The sequence below is a fragment of the Mucilaginibacter sp. P4_G9 genome, assembly GCF_056400985.1.
This window is the reverse complement of sequence record NZ_JBFUKF010000168.1, coordinates 1-11,355: the sequence shown is the minus strand read 5'-3', so window position 1 is coordinate 11,355 and position 11,355 is coordinate 1. Positions and strand designations below refer to the sequence as shown.

Below are 11,355 nucleotides of genomic sequence, written 5' to 3'. Positions count from 1 at the left end.
GCAGTAAGGTTTACCCTGTTCCCGGTTATTTCAGCAGGGCCGTCCTGGATATAAAAGTACACAGGAACGCCGGCATCTGAGGCAGCTTCCAGCATTATATTTTTAGCTCCGGATGCCTGATCTGGAATTGGAGAAAATGTAATATATTGTTCTTTTCCCTGTGTATTACGCGGAGGCACTACCATTTGCGATTGCTGTACAGCAGGTTTATATTCGGCATCACCGGGATGGGTAGCTGCAAACCATAATTCGTAACTGTGCGGATTTTCCCAGTATCCTAATTGCGGATGCAACCGGAAAGTGGTGTCATTAAGCTTAATAACCGGGCCGGTTATCCGGTCAATGCGGATAGGTTCGCCTGTTAACGAATGACCAATTTTACTACCAACAGGCATATCTGCCCAAACGGGTAACCTTGGGCTACCACTGGCTACGGTATCATAAAACGCGGCTTTTAATTTGAAAGTAATACCATCGGCTTCCGGCTCAAATTTAAGATTAACCTGCTGGTGGGTGTTCCGCTGTTCAACCATTTTACCATGCTGAACATAACCTATCAGCTGCGGTTTTTGGTTGCGGTGCTTAGCTTCATAATTTAAAGTTGCTTTAGCTGTCTCTTCATCAAAATACCAGAAAGCCTGCCCCCGATCGCCTTTATATTCATTTACCGGAGCAGGTTTGGCCATAGGCAATTGGTTGTAGCGCCATTTATCAGCCAGCCACCCTTGTTTTGTGGGGTCAATTTTTACCAAAACAGGCGCCTCACCCACCGCGGTACTTTTAGGTAAACGATATTGAACCGCCTTTTTTATATAAAAAGCTATGTAGGCAATCTTTTCTTCGGTGGCGGCAAAATGACCCTGGGCCGGGCTGGCCAGCATGCTCAGCGGCATCAGCGGATGCTCCCGGCGTTCTTTTAACCCTTCATCCGACCAGGTATTTGCCGCTTCGTACTCTCCCATAGTTTCCAAACCTGGTATATAATCAATATTTTGATCCTTACTCCAGATATCCGGTAAAAACTGGTTGCGTACATAAGGCCATTGCCCGCTTACGGATATACAAGCCAACGTGCGTCCGGGGTTCCAGGCGGCAAAATAGTAGGGAACACTTGCCATGGCGGAGTGGCCCATAGGTATTACCGGAGCTAATTTTAGCTCATCATAACCCGATGCTAATGCCAGATCGTCCATTATTTTGTTAAACTGCTCCCCTGCGCCTTCGTTAAATAAAAACTTTCCGTTAAATGCCGGGCTTACCCATATCTCGGCAATGCCCAGCTTACCCATTTTTGCCCTGAAATTTTCACTCTCCAGTATGGATTGCTCTTCCATGTTATTCTGCGCAAAAACAACGGCCTTTACACTTTTACAGTTCGGCGGAATCCATAAAAACGCCCGTGMCTGTCCCGGGTTTTCCTTAGCATCCCTTACTTGTACAGACCATTGCCATACCTGGGCTTTAACCGAAGGAACTAAAAGAACGATCAATATTAAAACTATAATACAACACCTAACTGCTTTCACATTACTCGGGTTTAATAGCTATTTTAGTTAAGGGCATAACCGGCATATCAAACTGAACGCTATGTTGGTTTCCGGTTATTACCTTTTTCCCGGTTATGGTTACCGGCTTACCGCTAATACTATAATTCAGGACAACATTCTTTCCGGCGGCATAATCATCAGGAACCGTTAAAACAACGTCCTGGTCGGCTGTAAAGTAAAGCTGGTTGTTGCTGAAACTTAACGCGGCCGAAGACGGGACATTTGATTGTAAACCATAACCACCTTTTTGCAAACTATAACCATTGCCTAAAAACAGGAAGTCGGTTTTTCCAGCTTTTAGCCTCACCACGCTGAACATGCCCTTAAAACTTATGTCATGATAAATAGTCGTTGCCTTACCCCCATCTATCATAATATAGTCGCTTAATCCATTTTTGCTTTCAACCAGCAAGCCGGTAAACGTACTATCTGCACTGGCGGCAGTAAATGAAGATATCTTATTAATAGTACTTCCTGCTGCTCCCGCTGATGGCTCATATATTGCGGCAAATGGTTTGTTCCAGGCTTCGCCGTTTTGGCGCACTACAACAGTTGGCAATGGCATGTTGGCAATACTATCCGGTATCATCTCATTACCGCGCCATGAGCGGGATGGCGGGGCTTTAACGCTGAATATTTCCCTGCCGGGGTAACCTTTCATCCACATATTCATAGCCACCGGCTGTCTGCCCGGGATCTGCAGGTCAAACCTGGCCTTAAAATCATTTGAGGAGGTGATAGCTTTTTTATCCCACCAATAATCGTAGCCCATTAATTCAACATTGGCAAAAGTGAGTTTATCCGTAGTTTTCAACGCTAAGGCCTGGCCCAAACTATCTGACAGGGTAACCTGCTGACCCAGGTTATGGTAAATGTAATCATGGTACTTATCCCCGCCGAGTTTTTTCTTTGAACGGAAAATATCAACGTAGTAACCGGAACTATCTCCTGTACGTATGATACTCATCAGCCTGTTTTGATCGGCATTTGTTTCGGGCTCCAGGAAACTTACATCAGAAAAGGTTACATCGGGGAAATAACCATCAACCCTCCCGGACTGTGGGTAACAGGCCGTTAATTGCAAGGGGTGATTACTCTTCATGGTAGGGTACGATGAAATACCATCAACCACTACGGTGTTATGCGCGGGGAACTGCGAATAATATTCGGCATAGTCCGTTTGGAAATAACTGCCACCTATACCGCCTTCGGGAGCCATGATAAGCCCTTTTCCATAAAGCTCCATAGCAATGCCGTTGGCGTGCGCATGATTGCCCGAGGAGCCTGCCTGCGATATCATTAACCCGTTATTTACATCCAATCCATTTCGCAACACCATCCAGCTTACATTAGGCGACCAAAATGTGGCGGTTAAGTAATCGCCTGGTTTACCGGCAGGTATTTTTTCGGAAAGGGTTAAAGGCGGGCTGGCAAACAACGCGTTAAAACCGCCTCGTTTTGGCGCATCCTTTTGCGCTTTTTCAACACCTATTTGCTGAATGGTTTTCAGCATCCTGGTGTAAGTGGCCTCCTGCCCGGTTTTATGATATAACCGCGCATTCCTGATCATATCTTCAATGCCACGGGTGGGTAAATGACCATAGTGAGTATCGCCAAAACCAACAATATAACCATTGGGATAAAGATACTGCGCCTGCGCCAATACTGCTTTTGGTAAAACAGGCATCTGTGGTAAGAAATCAATTTTTAAAGTGCGGTCAAAAAAGCCAACAAAACCAGTAAAATCACCCAGAACGTTAACAGAGTAGCCAGGACACTCGGACCAGATTGCGGTATTAGGGTCATACCCTTTTATTAACAAATCCATAAGCGCCCATTGGCGGGTATTGGTTTTATTGAGTACCTGGTCAAGGTAGTACTGGCAGCCTTTGCCATCGGTATACTGATCATTATCATCAAGTATCAGGGCTATATTGGCTACAAACCGGGCTTCAATCAAGTCCCAGTTATTAAACGGGACGCCATTTTTAATGATGATATCGGCCCATTTTTTTAAAGCGCCCGCGTATAGTGTTTTTTTATCCTTATGCTTTTTATCGATGTAATTATATAACAGATCATAACATGCGGTAAGCGGTTCAACTATATCCTCATGGATCACTTCAAAAGCAGATAAACCCACCAATGTTTGATCGTGTCCGCGGCTTAGGTCAATTGGCTCGTTACGGTAATAAATGCCGGTTACGTAAGTATTGAAAATATCATAGGCAAACCTGGCATACTTTTCATCACCGGTGTACCAGTATATCATAGCGGCATCGCGGGCTTTATTCATGATATCAATGTTGATAGATTCAATAATACGGCCGGTTTTTGATTGATCTACCCATTCCCATGGTTTACCTGGGGCTGTTTTATTTTGAAGATAAATTTTACCATCCTGATCCATATATGGCTTAATATCATCCAAAGCCGGGTGCGAATATGCGGTTGCCACGTCCCTTGTACCCGTAAAACGAACGGTAGGTACGGGCGCTTTTCCCGATGCATAAGCATAAACGCCGTTCTTGATGTAAACATCCGTTGAGTGTTCCTTCCAGTACATTTGAAGGCGGGAAACTATCCATGTACTATCAGTTTGATGGCGGATAACATAGGGTTTCACTTCTTTATCAATACTTTGGTAAGTAGTTTTAGCCCAGGCTTCTTTTTCAATCAGTTTTTTCAGCTGATCTTTCCCTGTCCGTGCATCAGTAACCAGTCTCGGACGGAATGGACTGATATGAGCAGGTATTGCTATATTTTGAGCCCGAAGATGAGTAGGGTTAAGCATTACTGCCCACAGCATAACCACACTAAAAAAACTTATTTTAATACTTTTCAATCGCATATCTTTAGTCACTTATTATAACCTTGAATTGACCTTAGCCTTTAGTCGAAAGTCTTAAGTTCGAAGTCAAAAAGAATAAATCCGACTTACAACTTACGACTTAGTGCTATTGACTTAACACTGATTCCTATTTTGCATCTACCCTGAACCAATCAAAATCGGCATATCCGCCTAAACGCACACCAGGGTTGCTTGTACAAAACAGTCCAACCTTTGCCCCTATCCATTTATCCTGCTTAGCATAAAAATCCTGGCCAACCGATTTAAAATTTATACCGTCCTCGCTGTAACTGAAGGCACAGCGTGCGCCAGGAGCTATTACGCTTACCTTTAAATACGCAACGGATGTGCTTATTCTTTTTTCGTCGATTATTTCTTCGGCACCGCCGTTCAGCGCGTTTTTGCAGATCACCTGGCTTATTTTATATCCTTTTTCATCTTTGGTGATGGATAAATAAGCATAATCATTGCCCGTAATTATCAATCCGGCTTTTTTACCCTGCCAAACATCCCACTCAACTTTATAATCAACTTTGGTAACAGCAGTAAAATTTGGAGCCGGGAATTTTTGCAGCAGTAAATTTGGAACCGGCCAAAGGTTAACAACATCCTTATCATGCGGAATAGCAAACACTCTTAAATAACCACTTCCTGGTATTTGGGCGCTCCACTGCAGTTTGGGGTTGGCATGCCATTGCCATTGCAAACCTGGTGATTCGCTGTTAAACTCATCACTTTCTGCCGGTGTTTCTATAGGATATACTTTACCAACGTCGGGCTTTTTAAAGGTGAGCACAGGTTCTCCTTTACCATCGCCATCTATATCATTTCCGATTACGGGCCAATCATTCACCCATTTTACAGGCTCCAGGTAAACTATACGTCCGTAAGGACCTTTATCCTGAAAATGAATAAACCAGGGCTGCCCGGTTTGGGTTTCTACCAATGCCCCCTGATGCGGCCCGTTTACATCGGTTTTACCCTGATCCATAACCACTTTATTTTCATACGGGCCATAAATGCTTTTCGCCCTTAATACCAGCTGCCAGCCGGTTGCTACCCCACCAGCGGGGGCAAAAATGTAGTAATAACCGTTTTGCTTATATAATTTAGGCCCTTCAATAGTATGGTTTTTACCATGTCCGTCAAAAACATGTTTACCCTCATCGGTCACTTTGGTTCCATCAGCATCCATTTTAAAAACTGTGATGAGGCTGTTTACGCCCGCGCGGCTACCTGCCCAGGCAACAGCGAGGTAAGCTTTGCCGTTATCATCCCATAACGGTGCAGGGTCTATGATCCCTTTTCCGGGTAAAACCAATACCGGCTTTTCCCAGTCGCCGGCCGGATTTTTAGTTTTAACCATGAAAACACCGTAATCAGGATCGGGATAGTAAATATAAAATTCATCATTATGATGTCTTATACTGGGTGCCCAAACACCTTTGCCATGCTGCGGCAGATCATATATAGCCTCGGGTTCCTGCTTTTTTAAGGCATAGTTGATTACTTTCCAGTTTACCAGGTCTTTAGAGTGCAAAATAGGTAAGCCCGGCGTACAGTTAAAACTTGATGCAACCATATAATAATCGCTCCCAACCCTGATAGCATCCGGATCCGAATAATCGGCATATAAAATAGGGTTCTTGTATTTTCCATTACCCAGATCGGCAACCCACACTTTTGATAACGCTGCGTTTTGCGCGCAGGCTAATGATGATAATACCGATAATATCATCATTAAAACCAGCATCTTATATTTACCGGAATTTCCAGCATTCAGAATAAACATATTTTTTGTGCTGCTCTGCATATTTCTGAATTTACTTAGCGTGACCAGCCAACACATCCCTCACCATTAAGGGCAAAACCGGGCTGGCATAGAAAGAATTAAACCCATTTTTCATTTGAAAAACCCGGGCCAGGAAAAAGCCATACACCTTATTTTTTTTATCTATCCAGGGATATGCCCCGGCCCAGCTTGGGCTACTGATCAATGTTGCCTTACCATTGGTGTCAACTTCCTCACGCCATTCGCCTAAACCGTAAATATCGTTACGATTGCTGCCCCGGGTTTTTATGATATATTGTTCGGTAAACGGCGCACCGTTTACCTGGTCTGCCTGCATTTGTTCTATAGCCTTTACAGACAATATTCTTTTGCCTTTATACTCGCCATTATTCATAATCATGCTCAAAAAATTTGCATAATCACGAAGGCTGGTTCTTGCGCCGCCACCCAGCATAGGGCTTTGGCCGCCAACATCGCTAACCGGGGTAAAATGTGTTGCGGTCATGTGCAAAGGGTCGGCAATATTTTCCTGGAAAATGGTTTCCCAATCTTTACCCGTTGCCAGCTCGGCCATCCGGCCGGCCACCTGCATGGCCAGGCCGCCATATTTAAATTTGATTCCGGGCAGTGTATCTGCAGGCAGGTCAACTATATGTGCAACCGATTCTTTTAATGTTTGGTAATTATCGGTATGGTTACCTGGCGGCTGATAATCAGGATAACCCGCTGTATGCGATAAAAGCTGGCGCAATGTTGCCTGGCCTTTAACATCTTTAAACTCCGGCAGCCATTTACTTACTCTATCATCCCATGAAAGCTTTCCCTGGTCAACAACCGCAGCTATGGTTGCAGCGGCCAGCCATTTTCCTGCAGAAGCAATATATGCTACCGATGCAGGGGTATAATCACCAAAATATTTTTCATGTATGGGTTGATTGTCTTTCGCAATAAGGATAGATGCTCCCTTATAGTAACCGCTATCTATCCAGCCATTGATCTTGCTATCGATAACAGAGAAATCATAGGCTGTTTTTTTAATGTGAGATTGCGCGGAGACGGTAACTACATTCGCCAATAAACAGCAAAGCAGCAAATTACCCATTGAATACCTTCTCAATGACCTCATTAGTGTTTAACCTTGTAATACTTTGAAGCAAACAGGAAAATAACCACATAGCAAATAATGGGTAAATAATATGCCTTTGCCACATCATGATTGGCAACCTGCCCCATAATGAACGGGAAGAACGCGCCACCAACTACGCCCATTGATATAAAGGATGAGGCCTGCTGGGTATGGCTCCCTAAATTTTTTAAGCCCAGACTGAATATGGTTGGGAACATAATGCTGAAAAAGAAGTTGATCATCATTAAAGCAATGTAGGAAGGCCAGCCAAAACCCTGTGCAACAATTAAACACATAATGATATTACAAATAGCGAAAATGGCAAGCAATTTATTCGGCGCTATAAACCGCATCAAATAAGTGCCTACAATACGGCCAGCAGCCATCATAGCCATAAATATACTCATGTAATTTACTGCGGTCTGGCTACTCAGTTTCATTACTTCATGCCCGTAATTAATAAAAAAGGCCCAGGTACCGCCTTGTGCGGCAACATTAAAAAACTGGGCAGCTACCGCCCATACAAAATGTTTATGCTCATATAGTTTTTTATTGGGTTCAATATCTATGTTAGTCGCATCGGGGTCTGTTGCTACCTTGGTATGCGGATCGATCAATACGGGGATTTTTAAAAACAGGAAAGCGACTGCTATCAATATAATTACACATCCTATACCGATGTATAATGATTTTACCGATGTAAGATCGGTACTATGCTCGGTTGTTGAACGGAAAAGAAAATAAGAGCCGATAGCAGGCCCAATAATGGTACCGACCGCGTTGAAGGATTGTGAAAAATTAAGGCGCTGATCGCTGGTACGCTGATCACCAAGGGCGGCTGCAAAGGGGTGTGCCACAGTTTCAAGCGTTGCCATACCACATCCCAAAACAAACAAGGCAATCCTGAAAAAGTTAAATGAAGCGGCATTGGCAGCGGGTACAAATAAAAATGTACCGGCTGCAAATAATAATAAGCCAAGCAGCACACCTGGTTTATAGCCAAACTTCTTTAAAAAAAACCCGGCAGGGACACTCATAATAAAATATGCCCCAAAAACGGAAAACTGGATGAGACCCGATTGCGATTTGGAAAGGCTAAGCACATTTTGAAAATGCTTATTGAGTACATCGCTCATGGATAGTAGTAAACCCCACATTAAAAATAATGAGGTGACAAAAATCAAGGGGACGATGAATCTCTTCTCGGTAAATGCGGGTTTTGAGGTCATAAAATATTGGTTTGATTAAAACAATGATTGTATTTAGATTTAAGCATAGGTAAAAATAATGAGGCAGCTTTGGTTATATTATCGCAAATTACCAATACTTCTGTACATACAATTTGAATAGGCATCGCGTATTAGTTAATTTGTTCAAGACTGATAGCCTCGCCGCCCGAACGCTGCATACTGATATTTAAAACCGTTTTGCTTGTAACCGTTTGCATGCTCACTTTAACATGGGTTGCTGTATTAACCGATGGATCATCGCTGTATATTTTGGCTTTATACTTTCTGCCTGGTTCAAGAAATTTCAATTCAAGCTTAACCTGGCGCGCATCATTATTGGTGATGGTACCCACAAACCAATCAGTTCCCTTGCGCCGGGCGGTAGTAATGTACTGGCCGGGCATACCCTGTATCACTTTTGTTTCATCCCAGGTGGTTGGTATTCCGTCCCAAAACTCCAACTCTGGTTCGTTATGTTCTGCCGATGGCTTGTCATACCAATACAGGGTTTGCAATGGACTGTAATAAATGGCGGCCAGCGCCAGTTGGTGGGCGTGCGTGGTTTTTATGCGTTTATCAAAATAGCATATGGTGTAATCGGCAGCACCGGCAATGTAGCGGGTAAATGGTAAAATGGTATTGTGGGTTGCATCCGGCATTTCTTCGTTACCACGGATGCCCTCTGCCGATACCAGGTTTGGCCAGGTACGTTGTTCGCCGGTAGGCCGCCAATCATCGTGTATATTAACCATGATGTTGCTGGCGGCAGCCTGTTGTATGGCCTTTTCCACCCAGGTTGTCCACCGGTGCGAGCCAACCTGTACAAAACCAAACTTTACTCCTTTTACACCCCATTTATTATAAACAGCAAACAGGCTATCGCTTTGTGCATACAATGCCTGCTGGTTTACATACAGCCAGATGCCTACGCCATTTTCCTTACCGTATTGGATAATGCCGGGCAGGTCAAAATCAGGAATGGCAACTTTTGTTGCGTCAGAACTAAAACTAAAGGCCGGCCCATACCATTTCCAGTCGAATAGAATATATTGCAGGTGATGTTTTACCGCAAAATCTATATTTGCTTTGGCATCGGCTGTACTTTGGCTCATTACCCGCATAATTTTACCGGGTTTTATCCAACTGGTATTGGCTATTTTACCCGGTTCATTAAGGTTTAACATCATATAATTATGCTCAACCAGGTCGCCCGGTTTTTCGGCTATCATGATAGCGCGCCATGGAGTACCAACCGGCGATACCAGCTGTGCGCTACCAAACATGGATGTTACCAATGTTGAAGTTTTGCTGTCGCTTAGCTTAAACTTAGTACGTGCATAATCCACCAGTTGAGCTTCGCCAAGGGCGACAAAAAGACCGTTTGGAAGCTCAAGTGTTAAGGGGCGTTCGCTTTCGCCGGGCCAATTAGTTAGAGGCAACTTTAAGTAAGGAGCCTGGGCCCAGTTGGCAAACCAGGCTTGGGTACCTTGGGGCAAACTGAATTCAGTATTTTCGGCTGTGATATTATAATATGTTCCTTTGGGGTTTTCGGGTAAATAGTAACGAATAGCTGCTCCCTCGTTATAAACCCGTACCTGTACCTGTAGCACATAATCAGGGTTATCGTCCTTTACCAGGGTAATATCGGTTTCGTTGTAATGGTCTCTCACCTGGCTAACTTCACCTAAAACCGGCAACCAGGTTGTATCATGGGTGGTGGTTTTAATGCTTTTTATTTCCAGGTTTTCGCACCAGTTTTTATGCTGATCAACCTTTAGCGCCATGGCTTTCTCCGATAATTGGTTATCCATCTGTATGTCCAGCACAGATTCGGTTATAACCGGCTTATCTTTAAAATTTACCAGGTAATACATAGTACGTTTGCCTGCGTTATTTTTTTGATAAAAACTGAATATTATATTTTTATCGGGCGATTGAATTGTAATTCCGGATCCTTTTATAATATCCTGGCAATAGCCTAACGAGGCACACCACGTTGTAAGAAAGCACAATATTGTTAGCCTGGCTGTAATTATCATCTTATATAAATAAATTGGCTTGTTAGTTTTTAAGTTTACCTTTTTGTAAATTTTCAAGTCTCAGCAATGCCTCAATGTAGTAATAATCAGCGTAAATGATAGCGGCATCAATTTCAGTTCCGTTGGGTTTATGCCCTGTTGAATGTAACAGGAAAGCCGGGTTAGTACCTCTGCTTTGATAACTTGCTGATGAAAGCGTCACCAGCATTTTTTCGGCATAGTGCCTGTATAATTTGGCCTTCGCTTTATCTTTTACAAAAGTGGAAAGCTCAAGCAGCCCCGAAGCGGTAACGGCCGCGGCGGATGCATCTTTAGGTGCGTTTGGAATATCAGGTGCATTAAAATCCCAGTAAGGGATCAAATCCGCAGGTAATTTTTTTAAGTACACATCTGCAACATTTTGTGCAAAATCCAAAAATTCCGCTTTATGGGTTTCGCGGTAGCACATGGTAAAGCCGTAAATAGCCCATGACTGGCCCCGGGCCCACATGCTGCCATCGGCGTATCCCTGGTGTGTAATTCCTTTAATTTTTTTGCCGGTTACGGTATCATAAACTACTACGTGATAAGCTGAATAATCGGGCCTGAAATGATTATGCATGGTGGTTTCCGCATGTTTAACCGCAATATTATACAGGTGATGGCTGCCTCCGTTTTTTGAAGCCCAGAATAACAATTCCAGGTTTATCATATTATCAATAATGGTATTGTGTGGCCAGCCCATCTTTTTTACCATAGCCGGCCATGATAATATAGTGCCCACTTTAGGAT

At 43.6% G+C, this 11,355-nt stretch carries 6 protein-coding genes and 1 pseudogene; all 7 read right to left on the bottom strand.

Translation table 11 applies throughout. From position 1 onward, the window contains the following. Positions 1-1,490 (bottom strand): hypothetical protein (locus tag AC1DPZ_RS15170; RefSeq protein WP_477404800.1); only part of this gene is annotated, 1,490 nt, incomplete at its 3' end. A 37-nt stretch (positions 1,491-1,527) separates the two neighbouring features. Beyond that, positions 1,528-4,410 (bottom strand): endo-acting ulvan lysase-like protein, encoded by a 2,883-nt coding sequence (locus AC1DPZ_RS15165; RefSeq protein WP_477404798.1) that lies wholly within the window; start codon positions 4,408-4,410, stop codon positions 1,528-1,530. Positions 4,411-4,525: 115 nt separating this feature from the next. Beyond that, positions 4,526-6,211 (bottom strand): glycoside hydrolase family 43 protein, encoded by a 1,686-nt coding sequence (locus AC1DPZ_RS15160; RefSeq protein WP_477404796.1) that lies wholly within the window; start codon positions 6,209-6,211, stop codon positions 4,526-4,528. 10 nt (positions 6,212-6,221) lie between these two features. Next, positions 6,222-7,307: a serine hydrolase domain-containing protein gene (locus AC1DPZ_RS15155; protein ID WP_477404794.1), complete on the bottom strand. Its 1,086-nt coding sequence runs from the start codon at positions 7,305-7,307 to the stop codon at positions 6,222-6,224. A gap of 8 nt (positions 7,308-7,315) precedes the next feature. Further along, the gene (gene fucP, locus AC1DPZ_RS15150) at positions 7,316-8,545 is read right to left on the bottom strand and encodes an L-fucose:H+ symporter permease (protein ID WP_477404792.1); all 1,230 of its coding nucleotides are present in this window, start codon (positions 8,543-8,545) and stop codon (positions 7,316-7,318) included. A 131-nt stretch (positions 8,546-8,676) separates the two neighbouring features. Continuing rightward, positions 8,677-10,584: a glycoside hydrolase family 97 protein gene (locus AC1DPZ_RS15145; RefSeq protein WP_477404790.1), complete on the bottom strand. Its 1,908-nt coding sequence runs from the start codon at positions 10,582-10,584 to the stop codon at positions 8,677-8,679. Between the two features lie 22 nt (positions 10,585-10,606). Next, a pseudogene (locus AC1DPZ_RS15140) lies at positions 10,607-11,355 on the bottom strand (glycoside hydrolase family 88 protein); the annotation flags it as partial.

What these genes read in the sequence shown, in the direction of transcription:
- AC1DPZ_RS15160 (WP_477404796.1), bottom strand. Translation starts at nt 6,211, where the DNA reads ATGCAGAGCAGCACAAAAAATATGTTTATTCTGAATGCTGGAAATTCC.
- AC1DPZ_RS15145 (WP_477404790.1), bottom strand. Translation starts at nt 10,584, where the DNA reads ATGATAATTACAGCCAGGCTAACAATATTGTGCTTTCTTACAACGTGG.
- fucP (WP_477404792.1), bottom strand. Translation starts at nt 8,545, where the DNA reads ATGACCTCAAAACCCGCATTTACCGAGAAGAGATTCATCGTCCCCTTG.